General features: G+C 36.3%; 19 protein-coding genes. 11 read left to right on the forward strand and 8 right to left on the reverse strand.

Annotated elements, in window-relative coordinates; all coding sequences use genetic code 11:
- Window positions 1–2: 2 nt before the first annotated feature.
- Window positions 3–293: a hypothetical protein gene (locus tag ACU8DI_RS07260; protein WP_447112104.1), complete on the reverse strand. Its 291-nt coding sequence runs from the start codon at window positions 291–293 to the stop codon at window positions 3–5.
- 279 nt (window positions 294–572) lie between these two features.
- On the opposite strand from ACU8DI_RS07260, the gene ACU8DI_RS07265 reads away from it, so the two are divergent.
- The 3 genes from ACU8DI_RS07265 (at window position 573) to ACU8DI_RS07275 (ending at window position 6,699) form a co-directional block, all read left to right on the forward strand.
- On the forward strand, window positions 573–2,261 hold the full coding sequence (locus ACU8DI_RS07265; protein WP_447112105.1) for a peptidoglycan DD-metalloendopeptidase family protein: 1,689 nt from the start codon (window positions 573–575) through the stop codon (window positions 2,259–2,261).
- Window positions 2,262–2,272: 11 nt separating this feature from the next.
- Entirely contained in the window at window positions 2,273–4,750 is a 2,478-nt protein-coding gene (locus tag ACU8DI_RS07270; RefSeq protein WP_447112106.1) for a TonB-dependent receptor, read from the forward strand.
- A gap of 110 nt (window positions 4,751–4,860) precedes the next feature.
- Window positions 4,861–6,699 carry a tetratricopeptide repeat protein gene (locus ACU8DI_RS07275; RefSeq protein ID WP_447112107.1) on the forward strand — a complete coding sequence of 613 codons (1,839 nt, stop codon included), beginning with the start codon at window positions 4,861–4,863 and terminating at the stop codon, window positions 6,697–6,699.
- 4 nt (window positions 6,700–6,703) lie between these two features.
- Here the strand turns inward: ACU8DI_RS07275 and ACU8DI_RS07280 are convergent, their stop codons facing one another.
- A complete protein-coding gene (locus ACU8DI_RS07280; protein WP_447112108.1) occupies window positions 6,704–7,846 on the reverse strand; it encodes a cysteine desulfurase family protein in 1,143 nt (380 codons plus the stop codon).
- A gap of 135 nt (window positions 7,847–7,981) precedes the next feature.
- Here ACU8DI_RS07280 and ACU8DI_RS07285 point away from each other — a divergent pair, with 135 nt between their 5' ends.
- Entirely contained in the window at window positions 7,982–8,929 is a 948-nt protein-coding gene (locus ACU8DI_RS07285; RefSeq protein ID WP_447112109.1) for a hypothetical protein, read from the forward strand.
- Here ACU8DI_RS07285 and ACU8DI_RS07290 read toward each other — a convergent pair whose 3' ends face one another.
- Both ACU8DI_RS07290 and ACU8DI_RS07295 read right to left on the reverse strand, forming a co-directional pair.
- Window positions 8,930–9,481 (reverse strand): Smr/MutS family protein, encoded by a 552-nt coding sequence (locus ACU8DI_RS07290; protein WP_447112110.1) that lies wholly within the window; start codon window positions 9,479–9,481, stop codon window positions 8,930–8,932. It abuts the gene before it with no gap.
- Window positions 9,481–9,672 (reverse strand): hypothetical protein, encoded by a 192-nt coding sequence (locus tag ACU8DI_RS07295; RefSeq protein WP_447112111.1) that lies wholly within the window; start codon window positions 9,670–9,672, stop codon window positions 9,481–9,483. The genes ACU8DI_RS07290 and ACU8DI_RS07295 overlap by 1 nt, the downstream gene beginning before the upstream one ends.
- 123 nt (window positions 9,673–9,795) lie before the next feature.
- On the opposite strand from ACU8DI_RS07295, the gene ACU8DI_RS07300 reads away from it, so the two are divergent.
- The 4 genes from ACU8DI_RS07300 (at window position 9,796) to ACU8DI_RS07315 (ending at window position 13,423) form a co-directional block, all read left to right on the forward strand.
- Complete coding sequence (locus ACU8DI_RS07300; RefSeq protein ID WP_447112112.1) at window positions 9,796–10,902, forward strand: tail fiber domain-containing protein; 1,107 nt, start codon at window positions 9,796–9,798, stop codon at window positions 10,900–10,902.
- 12 nt (window positions 10,903–10,914) lie between these two features.
- Complete coding sequence (locus ACU8DI_RS07305; protein WP_447112113.1) at window positions 10,915–12,744, forward strand: T9SS type A sorting domain-containing protein; 1,830 nt, start codon at window positions 10,915–10,917, stop codon at window positions 12,742–12,744.
- A gap of 70 nt (window positions 12,745–12,814) precedes the next feature.
- On the forward strand, window positions 12,815–13,084 hold the full coding sequence (locus ACU8DI_RS07310; protein ID WP_447112453.1) for a DUF2752 domain-containing protein: 270 nt from the start codon (window positions 12,815–12,817) through the stop codon (window positions 13,082–13,084).
- A 6-nt stretch (window positions 13,085–13,090) separates the two neighbouring features.
- Window positions 13,091–13,423 carry a CCC motif membrane protein gene (locus ACU8DI_RS07315; protein ID WP_447112114.1) on the forward strand — a complete coding sequence of 111 codons (333 nt, stop codon included), beginning with the start codon at window positions 13,091–13,093 and terminating at the stop codon, window positions 13,421–13,423.
- A 77-nt stretch (window positions 13,424–13,500) separates the two neighbouring features.
- On the opposite strand, the gene rocD is transcribed toward ACU8DI_RS07315, so the two are convergent.
- The 3 genes from rocD to ACU8DI_RS07330 form a co-directional block, all read right to left on the reverse strand.
- On the reverse strand, window positions 13,501–14,781 hold the full coding sequence (gene rocD, locus ACU8DI_RS07320) for an ornithine--oxo-acid transaminase (RefSeq protein ID WP_447112115.1): 1,281 nt from the start codon (window positions 14,779–14,781) through the stop codon (window positions 13,501–13,503).
- A 138-nt stretch (window positions 14,782–14,919) separates the two neighbouring features.
- Window positions 14,920–15,306: a DUF6768 family protein gene (locus ACU8DI_RS07325; protein ID WP_447112116.1), complete on the reverse strand. Its 387-nt coding sequence runs from the start codon at window positions 15,304–15,306 to the stop codon at window positions 14,920–14,922.
- 22 nt (window positions 15,307–15,328) lie between these two features.
- Window positions 15,329–15,880, reverse strand: a complete 552-nt coding sequence (locus ACU8DI_RS07330) for an RNA polymerase sigma factor (protein WP_447112117.1) — start codon at window positions 15,878–15,880, stop codon at window positions 15,329–15,331.
- A gap of 229 nt (window positions 15,881–16,109) precedes the next feature.
- Here ACU8DI_RS07330 and rlmD point away from each other — a divergent pair, with 229 nt between their 5' ends.
- Genes rlmD through ACU8DI_RS07345 form a run of 3 tightly spaced genes read left to right on the forward strand, consistent with a single transcriptional unit; the run spans window position 16,110 to window position 18,812 of the window.
- Window positions 16,110–17,534 (forward strand): 23S rRNA (uracil(1939)-C(5))-methyltransferase RlmD, encoded by a 1,425-nt coding sequence (gene rlmD / locus ACU8DI_RS07335; protein ID WP_447112118.1) that lies wholly within the window; start codon window positions 16,110–16,112, stop codon window positions 17,532–17,534.
- Window positions 17,531–18,094 carry a DUF6452 family protein gene (locus ACU8DI_RS07340; RefSeq protein WP_447112119.1) on the forward strand — a complete coding sequence of 188 codons (564 nt, stop codon included), beginning with the start codon at window positions 17,531–17,533 and terminating at the stop codon, window positions 18,092–18,094. Before rlmD ends, ACU8DI_RS07340 begins: the two co-directional genes overlap by 4 nt.
- Window positions 18,060–18,812, forward strand: coding sequence for a DUF6048 family protein (locus tag ACU8DI_RS07345; RefSeq protein ID WP_447112120.1), 753 nt, complete (start codon window positions 18,060–18,062; stop codon window positions 18,810–18,812). The genes ACU8DI_RS07340 and ACU8DI_RS07345 overlap by 35 nt, the downstream gene beginning before the upstream one ends.
- Window positions 18,813–18,814: 2 nt before the next feature.
- Here ACU8DI_RS07345 and ACU8DI_RS07350 read toward each other — a convergent pair whose 3' ends face one another.
- Complete coding sequence (locus ACU8DI_RS07350; RefSeq protein ID WP_447112121.1) at window positions 18,815–19,978, reverse strand: THUMP domain-containing class I SAM-dependent RNA methyltransferase; 1,164 nt, start codon at window positions 19,976–19,978, stop codon at window positions 18,815–18,817.
- Window positions 19,979–20,054: the final 76 nt, after the last annotated feature.

Here is a 20,054-nt window from a genome sequence, read left to right on the forward strand (position 1 = left end):
CACTATTCAGATAATTGGGCAATACAATGATCAATATCTCTGATTAATGTGTTTATTTTGAGCTTGGTTTCTCTGTTATTCTCGTCACTGCCAAGTAATGAATTTGCAATTTTGAGTGATTCATATTTTTCAACCCAAGTACTTATTTCTTCCTGTTGTTGAATATTTTTCTGTTGTTGCATCTCTAATTGTTCTGAAATCTTAGCATTGGTTTGCTTTAACACCTCTAACTTGTGTAAAACTTTGCTAATTTTATTCTCGAGAGAATTTACAACATCTTCAATTTTACTCATTTACAAAATTCAATACTGATGTAACAAAGTTAACATACTGAACGAAAATTAGCAATTGTTTTTATATTAATTTTAAAATTTCCACGTTCAACTTAGCTATAGTGCCTTATTCCTAACATTTTACCTGAAAAACAAACCAGATTTTTAACGTGTATTTATTCGTTATTTCTACTTTTTTTCTGATATTTCCGTCCGAATAATAAATAATTACCGTGTAGAATATTTTCTATATTCAATAAATTTAAATATTTTTACGTTATAACATACGAACGCTAAATTATGAGTCCTAAACTGCTATTGTTTTTTTGCTTTTCTTCTTTATGCTTTGCTCAATCGCCTTATCCACAAGATTATTTTAGAAGTCCTTTGGATATTCCGCTAGTGCTTTCAGGAAGTTTCGCTGAATTACGATCGAATCACTTCCATTCTGGTTTGGATATTAAGACGCAGCAACGCACTGGTTTAGATGTGATTGCCGCTGCTGAAGGCTATGTGAGTCGTATTAAGGTATCTCATTTTGGTTATGGCAAGGCACTTTATATTACACATCCCAATGGATATGTTAGTGTGTATGCGCATTTAAGCAAGTTTTCTCCAAAAATTGAACGCTATATTAAAGCTTGTCAATATCAGAAGGAAAGCTACGAAGTAGAAATGTTTCCATCACCTAATGAATTACCTATCTCCTCAAATGAACTGGTAGCTTTTTCTGGTAATTCTGGAAGTTCAGGTGGACCGCATCTACATTTCGAAATTAGAGATAATGAAGAACGTCCAATTAATCCGATGCTCTTTGGATTAGATATTAAGGACACGAAAAGACCTACGCTGACAGGTGTTTATGCTTATCCGAAAAACCGTAAATCGCATGTAGAGCACGAAAAAAAACGCGTAGAATTACGATTAATCCCTCAAAGTAATGGTGACTATAAAACGGCGCCTATAGAAGCGCTTGGTGATATCGGCTTTGGAATTGTGAGTTATGATCAGTTGGATTTTGCCTATAACAAAAATGGCTTGAACAATATCCAAACGTTTTATAATGGCAATAAGAGTTTTGAAATGGATTTTAAGCGTTTTAGTTTTGACGAATCCAAACACATTAATCGCTATATCGATTATGAGATCTACAAAAAAGAAAAATCAAGAATTCAAAAGCTATTTGTGGAATCAGGGAATGTTTTAAGCATGCTCAAAGATGTGGATGCGAATGGCTACATCAAAGTTGAAGATAGCACCAGCACAGTCTATAAAGTTAGACTTCGAGACTTTAAAGGAAATGAATCTTGGTTATCTATTCCTATTAAAGGTACTCCTGTAAAAGAAAAACTGGAAGCCCCTGAATTATTGCCTAACCACTTTATACAAGCCAACCAAGTTAATGAACTACAGAAGGATCATATTTCCGTCTATTTTCCGAAGCAAACCTTCTATGATGACTTTCACATTGATTTCAATGTAAGTAATGATACCTTGACCCTACATAAGGATATTGTCCCACTGTTAAAAAGTTACACGATAAAATACGACATCAGTAATTATGATGATGAAGACAAGGAAAAACTATTTATTGCCAAGTTATACGGTTATTATCAGCGTCCGAGTTATATTAGTACGAAACGGTTTGGAAACACACTATCAGCAAGGACAAAATATCTCGGTACCTTCGCTTTAGCTAGCGATACTATAAATCCTACAATTGAACCCTTAAATTTCCAAGATGGTAAATGGATTAGCAAATTAGATTACCTCAAAGTTAAAATTGACGATGATCTTTCCGGTATTAGTAATTACAGAGCCACCATTAACGGAAAATGGATTTTGATGGAGTATGATTATAAAAAAGACACCTTGACCTACGACTTTAGTGATGGAGTAAATTCGGAAACCGAAAACAATCTTAAAATAATTGTTACCGATAATGTTGGAAATAGTACTACATTTGAAGCAACATTTTTTAGAAAATAAAAACAACCCTTTTGAAGCTAAAGATCTTACTATTCATTGCCTTTCTAGGTTTTTCGTTCTTAGGAATATCACAAACTGCTACCATCAAAGGCGTCATTCTCGATGACAATAACGTCCCTATTTCTGGTGTCAACATCAAAGCTGAAACGACTGGAACCACTAGTAATATAAATGGTTTTTATGAAATAAAAGTGCCTTCAGATCAAAACATCACCTTAGTTTTTACGCACGTGTCGCATAAATCTGTAGAACAAACTTTCAATTTAAAGAATGGTCAAGTACTAGAATTTCATCCTGTTATGAAAATTGATGTGCAGCAAATTGGACTTGTCGTGATTAATACCAACACCAAACAATCTGTTGATGGTGTTACCACCATTACACCAGAAGTATTGCGAACCATCAAAGGAGCACAACCTGGTGTTGAGAATATCTTAAAAACCTTACCTGGCGTTAATATTTCCAACGAATTGAGCACGCAGTATTCTGTACGTGGTGGAAATTTTGACGAAAACTTGGTATACGTCAACGAAATAGAAGTCTATCGTCCATTTTTAATCCGTTCTGGTCAGCAAGAAGGTTTGAGCTTCGTGAATACGGATCTTGTTCAAAACGTCGATTTTTCCGCAGGAGGTTTTCAGGCAAAATATGGCGACAAACTGTCGTCGGTTCTCGATATCACTTATAGAAATCCTATAAAATTTGGCATGCGTGCAGAAGCTAGCCTTTTAGGAGGAAGCCTAGCAGCAGAAACCGTCAGCAAAGACTCTAAGTTTTCTGGAATTGTTGGTTTGCGTTACCGTGACAATAGTTTATTTATTAATTCTCTTGAAACTGAGACCAATGTCCGTCCGGTGTTCGCAGATGCACAAACCTATCTCACCTATCGTTTTTCTGACAAATTTCATCTAAATTTTCTCGGAAATATCTCATTGAATAACTATACCTTCAGACCTAAAAATAGACAAACCAATTTTGGAACTCTTGATGAACCCGTGGCACTTCTTGTATTTTATGAAGGTCAAGAAAAAGATCAATACTTTACGACTTTCGGTGCGTTTAAAGCCAACTACTTTGTCAATGATAACCTTACATTAAAACTCATCACTTCAGGATATCATACCACGGAAGAAGAATACTTCGATATACTCGCTCAATATCGCTTAGGTGAAGTCAATAGTAGTATTGGAGACGAAAATCTTGGAGAAGTTGAGTTTTCCGAAGGCATTGGTTCGCAATTAACGCATGCCAGAAATGACCTCGATGCGGTTATCGTAAATATAGAGCACAAAGGAGATTATAACATTGATGAAGAAAGTACCTTGGAGTGGAGTGTAAAATACACCCATGAAGATATTCGAGACCGACTCATAGAATGGGAAGTGATTGATAGTGCTGGATTTTCAGTGAGACCTCCTATTTTTGACATTCCCAACAATCAACCCTATGAACCTTTCGAAGGGCCACTGGTAGCTTTTGAAAATATTAGAGCCACGAATTCAGTCAAAATTGATAGACTTCAAGCCTATGCACAATGGAGCAAGCGAACGACTTTAGGTAACAATGACGTATTTTACAATGCTGGTGTGAGAATACATAATTGGAACGTGAATAGCGCCATACCTAATGAAGATGGTGTCTCCTCCTCTACACAAACCGTCTTTAGTCCGAGAGCACAATTTGCTATCAAACCGGATTGGGAGAAAGACATGTTATTTAGAATTGCAGGTGGTGTTTATTACCAACCGCCTTTTTATCGCGAGTTAAGAGACTCCTCCGGAACGGTTCAACCGAATGTAAAAGCACAAAAATCGCTTCATTTGGTCTTAGGTAATGAGTACAGTTTTAATATCTGGGATCGACCATTTAAATTGGTTTCCGAAGCATATTATAAACATTTAAGCGACGTGAATCCTTACACACTAGAAAATGTCAGGATTAGATATAGAGCTAAGAATAATGCAAAAGCCTATGCTTATGGTCTTGATTTACGATTAAACGGTGAGTTTGTACCTGGCACAGAGAGTTGGTTTAGCTTTGGTTATTTAAAAACTGAAGAAAATATTGATGACCGCGGATTTATTGCCAGACCAACAGATCAAAGACTTAAATTTGGAATCCTGTTTCAAGACTACGTCCCTAACATTCCAGATCTAAAGATGTATTTGAATTTAGTATATAATACGGGTGTTCCTGGTGGCTCACCTAGTTATGCTGATCCTTATGATTTCCAAACGAGATTACGAGATTACAGGCGTGCAGATTTAGGAATTTCTTATGTCCTAGTCGATCCTAACAAAACTTATACCTCCGCTTGGAAGCAAAAACTCAAGGAGTTTTCTATAGGTGTAGAAATTTTCAATATGTTCAATGCGCAGAACACGATTACTAATACTTGGGTACGCGATGTTTATAGTAAACGTCAATTTGCAATTCCAAACTTTTTGACACCAAGAGTTTTCAATGTTCGCTTATCCACACGGTTTTAAATAGCATCATAAAATTATCGCCTCTTAAAGTCCTTATCCCAGACGCCTGACATTCATTGGATTAAGTTATTTCAAAAAGTGTATTTTTATGACTTTCAATTCTTTAAATTATGGTTCGTCTATTCATTTTTACACTCATACAGTCTATCATTGCATCGACTGCCATATTTGCGCAAACACCAAAACTGTACGATGCAACAGCATTAGATAGTTTATACGAGAACCTCAAGTCTAGTCCCAAACCAAATGTTGATCTTGGTATTTTTGATACGATTACATATTCAATAGCTAAAATAGATAATGACACGATCGCTGGAGATTTGTATCACCGATTTGCTAATCTCCGATTAGATATGGGACATTGGGATAGTGTGTCATTACAGATTCATGAAAAAGGATTTGAAAGAATTAAGGCTTCTGGCGATAATTGTAAATTAGCCATTAGTCAATTCAACTTAACGCGCTATGCGTTGTTTCAGGATCATCCCGAAACACTGGATCTTGCAAAAAAATCACTTAGGATTTCTGAGAAATGTGGAGACTTAAAGCAAATAGCCCATGCACAATCTTTTATTGGAGCCGCATATATCAACTTAACGGAGTATAAAAATGCTTTGAATTTCCTATTGGAATCCGAAAAAAATTATACATCTATAAAGGATTCTATGGGCATCGCCATGGTGAATTTGGATTTAGCCATGGTCTATTCCAATATGCAAGATCAATTACGTTCAGTCGCTAGTACAAAAAAAGCTGCTGACATCTATAAAAACAAAGGCAAAGACATCAACTACGCTGTCGCATTAATCGACATGTGTTCATCGTATTTAGATTTAAAGGAAACGGATAGTGTTATAAAGTACCTACCAATGGCCCATGAAATTGTCATCGATAAGCACCAATTGGCCAATGCCTATGTTTATCAACATTATGGTCATTTGAATATTCAACAAGGTCGTTATGATGAGGCCATCGATCATTTAAAAACATCGCTAGACATCAATAAATCCATTGATGACAGTAGCCTCAATGTTAATTTATACAATTTTCTTGTGGATGCATACAAGATGAAAGGCTCAAACGATACGGCATACAACTATGCCTTAAAGTCGGATTCCGTCGCAAAAAGTATAGGTGATAATGATTCAAAATTAGGTAGCCTTTTAACCCTTGCAAAATCGAGTTATGACGTCAATAAATTTCAACAAAGTCACGAAGCATTCTTAGCCTACATTCAATTAAAGGATAGTGTCTTAGGTCAAGAGAAAATAAAGGAAATCGCAGCATTAGAAAAATTTTATGAATCTGAAAAGAGAGAAAACCTTATCAAAATACAGCAACAAGAAAATGAACTCTTGAACTCCAAAAATAAAGCGGCCAATAATAGGAATATCGCCTTAATTATCTCCTTGTTTTTGCTTGGAGCCATAGGATATGCGCTAATAAACAAGTTTAGATTAAGAGCTACGAAACAAGAAGCTATCTCAAAATTAAAGGATTTGGAGAATGAAAATCTCAATCAAAAAATTGCTTACCACAAACGTGAGCTTGCATCAAAAGCCTTACATATAGCACAAAAAAATGAAATGCTTATGGAAACGCGAGACCATCTTAAAGCATTAAAAAAAGACAACCATAGCGACAAAGTTAATGAGCTCATTAATAAGCTCCATATAGACAAACAAATTAATGATAACTGGGATCAATTTACAAATCAGTTTATCGAAATGAATCCTGATTTTTATAAGCGTACGACCGAAAAATATCCCAATATTACTAAAAATGATATTCGCATGATTGCGCTTTTAAAAATGAAATACGATTCTAACGCTATTGCATCTCTTTTAAATATTTCATTAGAAGGCGTCAAAAAGGCAAGATATCGACTGCGAAAAAAACTACAATTATCCTCTGACGACAATTTAGAGAAACATATTATGGAAATCTAAGTCACTAGCTCAAAAATGATTTAAACACATCAATCACGTAATCTATCTCTTCTTTGGTATTGTACTTACTAAAAGAAAAGCGTATGGAGGGACATTCCAATTGCTGTGAATCCAAAATTTCGGCTAGCACATGTGATTTTTGAGAACTTCCACTTTGACAAGCACTACCCTTAGAGCAAGCAACACCTTTTAAATCCAATTGAAACTGTAGTAAAGATGCCTTGTCTTCTGTAATTGGTAGACGCAGATTTACAATGGTGTAGGCGCTCTTTTCAAGGTCTTCAGACCAGCCGTTAAATGCTATATCTGGTATTTCTGATTTTAAACATTTAATGAAGTAAGACTTCAATTCTGAAATGTAGTCACGCTCCTGCTCCAAGTTTGCATAAGACAGTTCCAAAGCCTTGTCTAAGCCGGCAATATTATGAATAGATTCGGTACCTGCGCGTAAACCGCGCTCCTGTTCGCCTCCAAAAATGATAGGTCGTAATCCGCTGTTCTTTCTAATCACAGCAAATCCAACACCTTTAGGACCGTGAAACTTATGAGCACTTGCTGCTATAAAATCTACTGGAATTTCTTGCAAGTCAAGTTTATAGTGACCTATCGATTGTACCGTGTCACTCTGAAAGAGTGCATGATGAGATTTACATAATTCACCCACCAATTTTAGATCGAGCTTGTTCCCTATTTCATTATTGATATGCATTAAAGATACCATCTGTTTTTTAGGCGATTGAAGCAATACCTCCAACTGAGCTAGGTCTATTTCTCCTTTAGAATTCACATTTAAAAATTGGACATTGATGCCAAACTGTTTTTCCAATTGTGAAATGGTATGTAGGATAGCATGATGCTCGATTCTACTTGTGATGATTTCCTGAACACCTAAGTCTCTTACAGCACTCATCAATATGAGATTATCAGCTTCAGTGCCACCTGAGGTAAATACTATCTCAGAGGCTGACACGTTAAAATAAGAGGCTATACGTTTTCTTGATGATTCAATTAAAGATTTAGATTGTCTTCCATAACTGTGTGTAGATGAAGGATTTCCAAAATTTGATTTCATCACATCATTCATGTGATCAATTACCTCATCACGAATTTGCGTGGTCGCCGCATTATCAAAATAAACCGTTTTCATATCTCATTTTATGTCCTACAAAGATGCAACTTTATTGCAGTTAATAAAACAACAAATTTGGGGGTTCAAAATAATTTGTTAATCCTAGCTATTAAACTTACAAATCTTTTATTTTTGTTTTTAAAATATCAAGCTATGAGACACTACACATACATTCTATTATTTCTTTTATTGACGATGTCTTGTGATGATGGTGATGTATTTGAGGTCGAGTTGGTTTTCGACCAAGAACTCGAACTTTGCGGAGATGATGACAGTGAATTTTACTTGCTCTACGACACGAAATTGGATCCTAGCGAATCATTAACACTTAAATTTCCTGTGAATACAGCAACGAGAGCTATTTTTACACCTACTGATAATCTCGGAGAACCTACAATGTTAACCATCAACGGTAACAATACCGCCTTTAATTACAGAACTTATGATGGCGATCCAGAAGATTTGATTTGTCAAATTATTCCGGAACCCGGTACGACAATTACTAACGATTATGAAGCGCAAGCAGGAGCCGAAGTCCTTTTTGTTTCAACGTTTGAAGATGATGATAATGACGGTATTCCTTCCATACTCGAAGGTCGTGGCGAATTAGATGAGAACGGTTTATATTCCAATGCCCAAGATACGGATGGTGATGGCATTCCCGACTACAGAGATCAGGACGATGATAATGATAATATTTTGACCTCAGCTGAGAATCCAAATTATGATGAAATATTAGGGTTGGTCAATGCACAAAATACAGATTTAGAACTTCCTGGAGGTGATACTATCCCTGATTATTTGGATGCTGATGACGACGGAGACGGTGTGCTAACGAGAAATGAAGACACCGATGACGAAGGTATTTCACCTTTGAATGATTTTGACACCTCTAATGGCGCGAATAATATTCCGAGGTACCGAGATCCTAACGCCACCGATGAATATATTCAATTGGAGTCATTGGTAAATCAATATACCAGACGGGTTTTTGTCGATGTCACTATTCTTCAAGCAAATATTGACATTTTAAGCATAGAACCTTTATATCTCGGAACGTATATTGGAGATGCTGAGCCAATTACTGAAGAGGATGAATAATTAGGGTTTTGGATTTTGATAAATGTATACTTCAGTTGCACCTAGTCCGTATTTCTGAAAATCGGCCGCATAATACTTGACATTGTCATAGCGACTAAACAGATATTCTAGCTCAGTCTTAAGCACACCTTCACCAACACCGTGAATAAATACCACTTTCTGAATCCGTTTTTTGATAGCGAATTCTAATTTATGTCTGGCTGTATCCAGTTGCAAATTAAGCATGTCAAAATTACTTAAATGCTTATTGGAAGTCGTGATTTGATGAATATGCAAATCTACTTCCATCGCAGGTAAATTGCGCTCTTTAGGCTTTGTCTTTATCGAAGTTTTCTTATCAGTCTGTTCTTTTTCGCTAATCACCTCACGAATGTTGACATCTGAAAACAGGTCTGAATTCACAGGTTTACTTTTGATAACTTCTGATAGTAGAAATGTCATCTCAAAACCATCATCAGTCTGAATGACAACGGAATCGTCCACAACCTTTAAGACAACACCTTCAATATCATCGTCCAAAACAGCTACCTGATCACCTTTTTTTAAAAGCATTATAAATTATTTTGATGGTCATTATCGCGATCTCGCTTGCTTGGAATATGACGTGAAATATTATAGATGCCGAGCATCAACATGACGATTCCACCAATGAGAATTAATTGGTTCTGCTCCTCTTGAGCTTGTGCATAAATGGCTATAATACCACCAATTACAATTAAAAAATAGCTGATTATTTTAGGCATAAAATGGATGTTGTCGAAAATTGTTACAATTCATCGAAAATACTGATATTATTTAATAAAATAAAGCAACTTAGCTTTAATTATTTTTAGTATATTTAAACCATTAAACTATTGATAGTGAAAATGTTAATCAACCAAAGAGTCCTTCTAACCATTATTGTGTTGACGTTATTCAATTTGAGTAATGCACAAGTAGGTGTTGGGACAACAACACCTAACAAGGCATTAGACGTTCAGGTGAATGCAGCGGCAGATGGCATTCAAATCAATAATACAGCTGCTGATGGTGACCCAACCTTGGAACTCCAAGTAAATGGCACTACTGTTACTTCTATTGGCATTGATGATAGTGATGCTGATAAATTTAAAATAGGAACGACTGCGCTTACAACTAATACAAGACTCACCTTGCAAACAAACGGATTTTTAGGAATCAATACGACAACACCTGGATATCTTTTTCATATGACCAATGGCGGAAATGTGATTGGAGCCACTTCTATGGCCAGTTTCGAAAATTCAAGCGTTAGTGGTGTAGGAATTGCATCGTCAAACACAGACACTACTAACGGTTATAATGCCTTAGAAGGTATTACCTATTACGAGGGTAATGCTTTCATTCCTGCAGGCGTTTTTGGTTTAGCTATTTATACAGGTGGTGGCAATGCACCAACTATTGGTGTTCGTGGTCATACTAACGAATGGCAAGGAACGGGTGTTCGAGGATCGCGTTTTAATGGTGGTGGCCCAAATACAGGATGGGGAGGCGAGTTTTATGACGATTTAGGTTACACGGGATTTCTAGGTACTATTTCTGACGAAAGAACAAAGAAAAATATTTCACCAATCAATAATGCGTTAGCGATTATTGAACAACTCAACCCAGTCACTTACTATTTTGATCTTGAAAAGTACCCGACCATGGGCTTAAATGAAGATATGGAATATGGGTTTATAGCGCAAGAAGTAAGAGCTATTCTACCTGAAATAACAAGAATTAAAGGGTTTGATACAACGGCCTGCAGTCCAGCAAAAGCTGGTGAGCAAGTGAGTTTAACTGAAGAATCATTTGTAGCTATTGACTACACAAGGATGATTCCAATATTGACAAAAGGACTTCAAGAGCAGCAACAAACCATCGCTAACCAAGCTACGAAAATCCAAAACCTTGAGAGTAAAATCCAAATGATGGAAGCTAAGTTAAATCAACTACTAGAGAATCAAGATTAATATAAATCCATTATGAAAAAATCATTCGCCCTCATTGTTACAATACTTATTACTGCCAATAGTCTTGCTCAATTAACAGTAAGAAATAACGCCTATGTGTTTGTTAATGATGAAATCATTTTCGTTAATGACAACGTGAACCTGCAAGAAGCTAATTCTAAAGTATATCTGAGAAATGAAGCACAATTAATCCAAGGTTCTGGCACTACAGGCAATTCAGGTCTAGGAGAATTAAGCGTTTATCAAACCGGAACCACCAATAACTTTGCATACAATTACTGGTGCTCTCCAGTAGGAAACAACTCGGCGAGTTTAGGCAATGAGAGTGCGAGAGTTAATTTAATCGATGAAGCGACAAATATTGTGACAGCTGCCGATCCTACCGGTTTAATTTCAAGTTCAGATGCTTTGTTTACCACTGCATACGACGGGACAGCTTCTCCTCTTACGATATCTAACCGCTGGCTCTACTCCTACGTGAGTTCAGATCAATATGCCGATTGGATCGAATTGGATGAAAACTCAGCTATCCTTCCAGGATTGGGCTATACGATGAAAGGTATTGGTGCTGGTGGACAATTATACGATTTTAGAGGAAAACCAAATAATGGAACAATTACCAATAGCATTGCAGCCGATCAATTTACGCTCATCGGTAACCCTTACCCATCTGCCATCGATGCTTTACTTTTAATCCACGATCCACAAAACACAAATATTGATGTGGCTTCAGGACCAGAGTACACACCAACAACGACTGGTGTTTTGTATTACTGGGAACAACAACCAACAGATCACTACACGGCAAATTATATTGGTGGTTATGCAGCTTATACGATTTCAGCAGGTGGTGTTGAAACTACGGCTCCTGCCACTTTTTATAGCTACGACGATTTCGGAAATGCTTACTCACTGCCTCCTGGACCTGGTGGTACTGGTGTAAAGATCGCACAACGCTACATTCCTATCGGACAAGGATTTATGGTTGAAGGATCACCAACTACGCCTCCTGGCTCTTTGGTTTATGTTAAAAATTCTCACCGTGTCTTTGAAAAAGAATCAGGTGGTAATAGCTATTTCTTTAGAACTAGTGAAGCTAATACCAATAACGTCGACGACAATGGCACCCAATATAATGAGCACGGTTTAAATATTGTCCCTAACGATTTCAAGAGATTCAGGCTGAATATCATATTTAATGATACGTTCACAAGACAACTTGTTCAAAATTTCCATGATACAGCGACAGATGGTTTTGATTATGGTCTTGAGGCGAAAACTGCTAGTGAAGCACCTAATGAAATTTCATGGGTATTAGATGGTGTTCCTTATGTGATTCAAGCACATAGTTTTGACGTAGAAAAAACAATTCCGTTAATTGTGAATCTCGATGCGCAACAAAATCTTGATTTTAGCATCTTTGATGTGCAAAATTTTGATGAGTCGCAACCCATTTATATACACGATATTCAAGCAGATTTATATGTTGACTTAAGACAACAAAACTACAGCGTCAATTTGCCTGCTGGTGAACACAATAACCGTTTTGAAGTAACTTTCCAAGCAGAAACACTCAGTAATGAGGTGATTACTGCAAAAGACTTTGATGTGTTTCAACATACACAAAACTCTGAATTAGTTGTTCTTAATCCGAATGGTTTTAACATCAAAACCTTATCGTTAGTTGATGTCTCAGGAAAACTCGTTGCCAATGCACAGAATATAGGGACCAGCAGTGAATACAGACATTCTACAAAGTCTCTTAGTGAAGGGGTTTATATTGCCACGATTACTACAGATACCAACCAATCACTTTCTAAAAAGATTGTTATAAAGAATTAATAAAAACTTTTCGAATTTATTATTTTTGTGAGACTAACACGGAATGGTTATGATGTCTCCTGAAGATTACATGCTACCTTGCCTTAACAAACAGTTACTAGGTTTTGATTGTATGGGTTGTGGCTTACAACGTTCTTTCGCTTTCATTCTTAAGGGAAACTTTATCGATGCTTTTTTTATGTATCCAGCAATTTATTCGCTGATTGCCTTTTTTGGATTTATATTGCTAAATACATTTATGGACATCAAAAATTCTAATAAAATTATTGTTACCTTGGCTATCATAAACATCACACTAATCTTAGGAAATTTTATTTTAAAACTAATTAATCAAATTTAACAAATTATGGAACAACAAAAACTCAACCCTGCCATTGTATATGTCTTAGCTGTTATCGGATTTCTCTGCTGCTGTTTTGGTGGTCTTGGATTTATTTTTGCTGGTATCGCTTTCTTTATTGCACAAAGTAAATTAAAAGAGGCTTATGCGAATCCCGAGAATTATGATCAATCGTCGGTAAAGGCAATGAATACGGCAAAAATTGTTGCTATGGTCGTATTAATAATCAATGTACTTTATTTATTGCTTACAATCTATAGAATTTATACAGTTGGATGGGACGAACTCATGTTGCAATCCGAAGAAATGATGGAACAGTGGCAAAACCAACAAGGATAATAACCACTTTATCATATGACATAAAAAAACCTCAATTGTAAAATTGAGGTTTTTTTTATAACTATTGATGGCGATTTTTACGCCTCAAATGCTTTTAACGTTTTAATTATTATGGAAACGCAATCCAGTAACTCTTCTTTTGTCATCACCAATGGTGGTGCAAACCGAATAATATTACCATGAGTTGGCTTGGCTAAGAGTCCGTTGTCTCGCAACGCCAAACAAATATTCCAAGCAGTATCGCTATCTTCAGCATCGTTAATAACAATAGCATTTAAAAGTCCTTTTCCTCGCACCAATTTCACAATGGAACTCGTTGCAATATACGCGTTCAATTCACTTCGGAAGAGTTCTCCTAATTGATAGGCGTTTTCAGCCAAGTCCTCATCACGTACCAGTTCAAGCGCAGCAATTGCAACGGCAGCCGCAATTGGATTTCCACCAAAAGTACTTCCATGATTTCCTGGTCGAATCACATTCATAATAGGATCATTAGCCAGTACAGCACTAACAGGATACGCACCACCAGATAAAGCCTTTCCTAAAATTAAGATATCTGGCTTTACATCAGGTGTTCCTGAACAGTTTTTATTATCGCAACTACAATTACCACAAGTAGCCAATAAACGACCTGTTCTTGCAATTCCTGTTTGAACTTCATCCGCAATAAATAAAACGTTATACTTTTCGCATAAGGCTTTAGCTTTTACTAAATAATCGTCACTTGGTACATAAACACCAGCTTCACCTTGAATAGGTTCTACTAGAAACCCAGCGACATTTGAATTCTGCTTTAATGCAGCTTCCAAGGCTTGCAAATTATCATATTCTATTTTAATAAATCCATCCGTATACGGTCCGAAGTTTTTTCTAGCCACAGGATCATTACTAAAAGAAATAATGGTTGTTGTTCTTCCGTGGAAATTGTTCTCACACACGATGATTTCTGCATCGTTTTCAGAGATCCCCTTGACTTCATAAGCCCATTTTCTACAGATTTTTAAAGCTGTCTCTACAGCTTCAGCTCCTGTATTCATTGGTAGTAACTTGTCAAAATGAAAATATTCAGAAGCGAATTTTTCATATTTCCCTAACATATCGTTGTAGAATGCTCGAGAGGTTAAACTCAAGGTCTTTGCTTGTTCTGTCATCGCATTAACAATCTTCGGATGACAATGTCCTTGGTTAACCGCAGAATAGGCAGAAAGAAAGTCATAATATTTTTTTCCTTCAACATCCCAAACATACACACCTTCTCCTCTACTCAGTACAACTGGTAACGGATGGTAATTATGTGCACCATACTTTTCTTCTAATTCTATCGCTTGTTGCGAAGTTAATTGGTCTAAAACAGCCATTTTAATTTATTTTTATTGTGAATAAAACAACCATTCCTTCATCACCTTTATTCTTTCAGAGAGCCTGAAAAAGCAGCGTGGGAGAGAAATCATCCCTGGAGTTTGCAAATTAATGATTTTAACTAAGGCTTAAAAATCTTATTTCGAAATTTTTCCAGACAAAAATGAAATCTGCAACTCTAAACGTTTGATTTCTCGCACCAAAGCATTCTTGTGAATTTGCATCCAAGCATAGATTTTCAACATGCTCATGGTGAGGAAACAAAAGAAAAAACCGCCAATCCACAGCATCAGGTCATTCGTGTTTTCAACATCAAAAGTTTGTATCAAACAATAAATCATGAACCCGAAGGCAACTATATTTATGATTTGCATAATTACTGTGAGCCACACGTTTTTTCCTTTAAACAATCCACCGAGCATCCCTAAAAAGTTCTGTTCGTCTAAATCATCATAGAATTTTGCCTCTTCTTCAGTTAATGTCTCTTTAATTAATTGATCAATGTCTTCTATTTTATTTTTCATCTTTTTGGTTTTAAATAACAGATTATATTTTGTCAAATTGTGATTTTAAAATTAGTTTCAGTTTTTCTCTTGCATGAAACAACCTAGATTTTGCAGTGCCTATAGATATTTTCAATAAAGCGCTTATTTCCTTCAGCGAGTAATCTTCCGTGTAAAATAGTTTTATGACCTCTTGCTGCTTTTCAGGCAGTTCTTTTAATGCCTTCAATAGCGCCGTTTTATAGTCTTTGAAATCGTCATCTACAGCTACTTCGGAAATTTTAGATGTCACAAATTCCGTCTTTTTCAATCGGATGTGTTGTTGCGCTCTTAAAGCATCCAAAGATTTTGTATACACAATGCGCAATGCCCAACTTTTAAATCGGTTTGGATTTTCTAAAGTATGTAGTTTCATCATTATAATTTGCCAACTTTCCTGAGCAATGTCTTTTGATGCACTCGCATCCTTGACCAACCAAAAGGCCTTTTTACAAAAAACCACATGCCAACGTTTTACAAGAATGGCCATAGCCTTTTTATCACCAGCGAGATAGGCTTCTACCAATTCGGCATCTTTATGTCCTTCTGTTTTCAATGAGATGGGTTACTAATTAAAATTTCGTTTCAAATAACTATTAAAGCGTTACAGCATGCTTTATCGCTCTATTTATTAAGAAAATATTTTGCCTATTTTTCCTATAATGATGACAACACTTACACCTTAAAGACGTGTAAAAATCAAAAAGGTTCATTTTATTTTGAAGTTTTCTAAATATAATTCTATTTACGAACATTTTATCTTTGACGATTATTATTTTTGCATCATGGCAAGACGAAAAAACAAAAGACAAATTTTCGAAAATATCGAGGTCATTGATGCTGGTGCAAAAGGAAAAACGATTGCTAAAGCTCCTGATGGTCGCGTGATTTTTCTTTCCAATACCGTTCCTGGTGATGTGGTGGATGTACAGACCTTTAAAAAGCGAAAAGCTTATTTTGAAGGTAAGGCTATCAAATTCCATAAATATTCAGACCAAAGAACAACACCGAAATGTGAACATTTTGGTGTATGTGGTGGTTGCAAATGGCAGGACATGGCATATGAGCATCAATTAGCTTACAAACAAAAGGAAGTCACTAATAACCTCATAAGAATCGGTCATTTAGATGTACCTGAAGTCACACCTATCCTCGGAGCTCCTGAACCTTTTTTTTATCGTAATAAGATGGAATTCTCTTTTAGTGATAGCCGATGGTTAACACAGCAAGAAGTAGACTCGGATGCCGACTTGGGTGATAGAAATGCTTTAGGGTTTCATATTCCGGGAATGTGGGATAAAATTCTAGATATTAATAAATGTTGGTTGCAAGAAGACCCTTCCAATGCCATCAGAAATTCTGTAAAGTCTTTTGCTGTTGAAAACGGCTTGGAATTCTTCAATACAAGACAACAAACAGGCTTATTGCGCACAATGATGATCAGAACATCGTCTACAGGTGATATCATGGTATTGGTGCAGTTTTTTAAGGATGATAAAGAAAAACGAGATTTATTATTAAACTTTATCGAGACATCTTTCCCACAAATTACATCACTATTATATGTGATTAACGAAAAAGCGAATGATACCATTTATGACCAAGAGGTCGTTTGTTATAGTGGTCAGGATTATATTTTCGAAGAAATGGAAGGCTTGAGATTTAAAATAAATGCCAAGTCATTCTATCAAACAAATTCGGCACAAGCTTATGAACTATACAAAATCACTCGCGATTTTGCTGGACTCACAGGCGAAGAATTAGTGTACGATTTATATACAGGCACGGGAACGATTGCACAGTTTGTGTCGAAAGAAGCGAAACACGTTGTTGGTGTGGAAGCTGTTCCTGATGCGATCTTAGCTGCTAAGGAAAATGCACAATTAAATGGCATTGATAACGTTGACTTCTTTGTAGGTGACATGAAGCAGGTATTTAATGAACAATTTATTTCAGAGAATGGTTTGCCAGATGTGATTATTACTGATCCTCCAAGAGATGGCATGCATAAGGATGTGGTTCAGCAAATATTGAACATTGCTCCAAATAAAGTGGTTTATGTAAGTTGTAACAGCGCGACACAAGCAAGAGATTTAGCCTTAATGAAATCGGATTATCGCATCATCAAAACACAAGCCGTAGACATGTTTCCTCAAACGCATCATGCAGAAAATGTTGTACTTTTAGAAAAAATAACACCGAAAAAATGAATCCCTTGAATTTGAAACAACTGATAGCGTCTCTAGTCTTTATGGCATCTATTACCTTGATTGCCTTTAGTTGTGAGCGCGATGATATTTGTCCGGAGGACGTCTCCACAACACCTCATCTAATTATAAGGTTTTATGATATTGAAAACCAAAATGAATTTAAATCGGTCAGACAATTAAAAATTACTGGGATCGATGAGGACGGCACGATTCTTCCTGAAATCCCTGTAAACCAAACGAATCCCGACTCCATCGTCTTACCTTTACGATTTCAAGAAGAAGCGACATTTACCACAACGCGATTTCAATTGGAAAAAGATTCTGATTTTGCAGAAAATGAAAACCCTAATAATGATTCCAATATTGATATCCTTACAGTCACTTATACACCTGAATTCATCTATGTGTCTCGGGCTTGTGGCTACAAAAGTATCTTTGAGCTAACACCTATATCAGGTGTTTCAAGAGAGAATGACGACGACAACTGGATTTCCAGTGCAGAAATTATTAATCAAACTATAGTCAATGAAACTGAAGCGCACGCCATTATTTATCATTAATATAATATGTGTGATGTTGCTTCCTTTAGCGTTGCAATCACAGAACGATACCAATGAAACCAAAGCTGATACGCTCATCTATAAGCAAAAGTATGGTATTCGACTTGGTGGCGATATTGGAAAAATTGCGCGATCATTAATTGATGAAGATTATACAGGATTTGAAATTAATGGCGACTACCGATTAACGAAAAAGTTATATCTAGCTGGAGAACTTGGCACAGAAGAACGAAGAATTGCGACAGACTATTTAGATGTCACGGCAACAGGGAGTTACTTTAAAGCAGGTATCGACTATAATACATACACGAACTGGTTAGACATGCAAAACATGATTTACACTGGATTTCGAGTAGGTTTATCCAGTTTTAGTCAGCAATTAAACAGCTATACCATTTATAATACAGATCAATACTGGAGTTTGCCATCAACGGCGAATCCTAATCAAGAATTCAACGGACTTTCAGCTATTTGGGCAGAATTGGTGATAGGTCTTAAAGCAGAATTATTCACCAACCTTTATGCAGGATTAAACATTCAATTAAAAAGTATGATTACGCAAGACCAACCCGATGGTCTAGAAAACTTGTATGTGCCAGGATTTAATCGAACCTATGATAGTGGTCGCTTCGGATTGGGATTTGGGTACACCATCTCCTACTTAATTCCTATTTATAAAAAAGATAAAAAAGTGGTGGTTGAAAAAGAAAAGAATTAAGCTTACGCGTTATTATTGTACTTAGCTTTTTTACTGCCTTCATACATCACATATTTGACGAGCCTCGATTCCAGCTTTGCATTAAATAAATGAATTTTTCTCGAAGGTCTTAAGCCAACATGTTTTAAAGCTTCTAGATTGGACGTGATAAACCATGCGTTGGTGCCAGGATACCCTTGTTTCAAGGTATCACCAATAGCTTTATAAAAACTCTCCATATCGATATCCAATCGCTCTCCATAAGGCGGATTGAACAACATGTGCAACTTCTTATCCCCTTCTTTTTCAGTTTTAAAAAAGTCCTCATGAGAAACGCTTATAAATTCTTCCAAATGCGCGTTTTTTATATTTGCTTTGGCTTTGGCAATCGCACTTGGTGACTTATCGTAGCCAATCATTTTATGATGAAAATCTCTCGTTTTTTTCAACAAGGATTCCTCTATCTTCTCAAATAGATCAACATCCCAATCCTGCCAGCGTTCGAAAGCAAATTCCTTCCGCATTAAATTAGGCGGAATATTACAGGCAATCATGGCAGCTTCAGCTAAGATGGTACCACTTCCGCACATGGGATCCATAAAATCGCACTGACCATCCCAACCTGAAAGCATCACTAATCCAGCGGCTAAAACTTCATTAATTGGAGCGATATTAGTGGCCGATTTGTAACCGCGTTTATGTAGCGATTCTCCTGAAGAATCCAAAGAAATCGTACAAGTTTGTCGGTCTATATGAACATTAATTTTTACATCTGGAAAGCGCAAATCAATATTAGGGCGTTGACCATCTGTATTTCTGAATTTATCGACAATCGCATCCTTGGTTTTTAAAGCGACGTATTTCGAATGCGTAAAATTCTTTGAATGTACCGTGGCATCAATAGCGAGGCTTCCCGTAGGTTTTAAGTATTTGTCCCAAGACATTTTATAAACTTGATCGTAAAGATCTTGTTCAGTCATAACGCGGAAAGATGTAATAGGCTTTAATATTTTTATAGCAGTCCGTAGCGCCAAATTAGCTTTATACATAAATCCTAAGTCACCCACAAAACTCACGTTACGAACACCTTTTTTGACATCCATTGCTCCTAATTGAATGAGCTCTTTTTCCAATAAATCTTCAAAACCAAATAAGGTTTTGGCTACCATTTTATAATTATTCTCCATGCTGTACAACCAATAGATTGCAAAAATAAAGTATTTTTGTGGCTTATAAGAAGAATTGAAAATGAGTTTCTTCTGA

It is taken from the genome of Psychroserpens sp. BH13MA-6 (genome assembly GCF_052983595.1).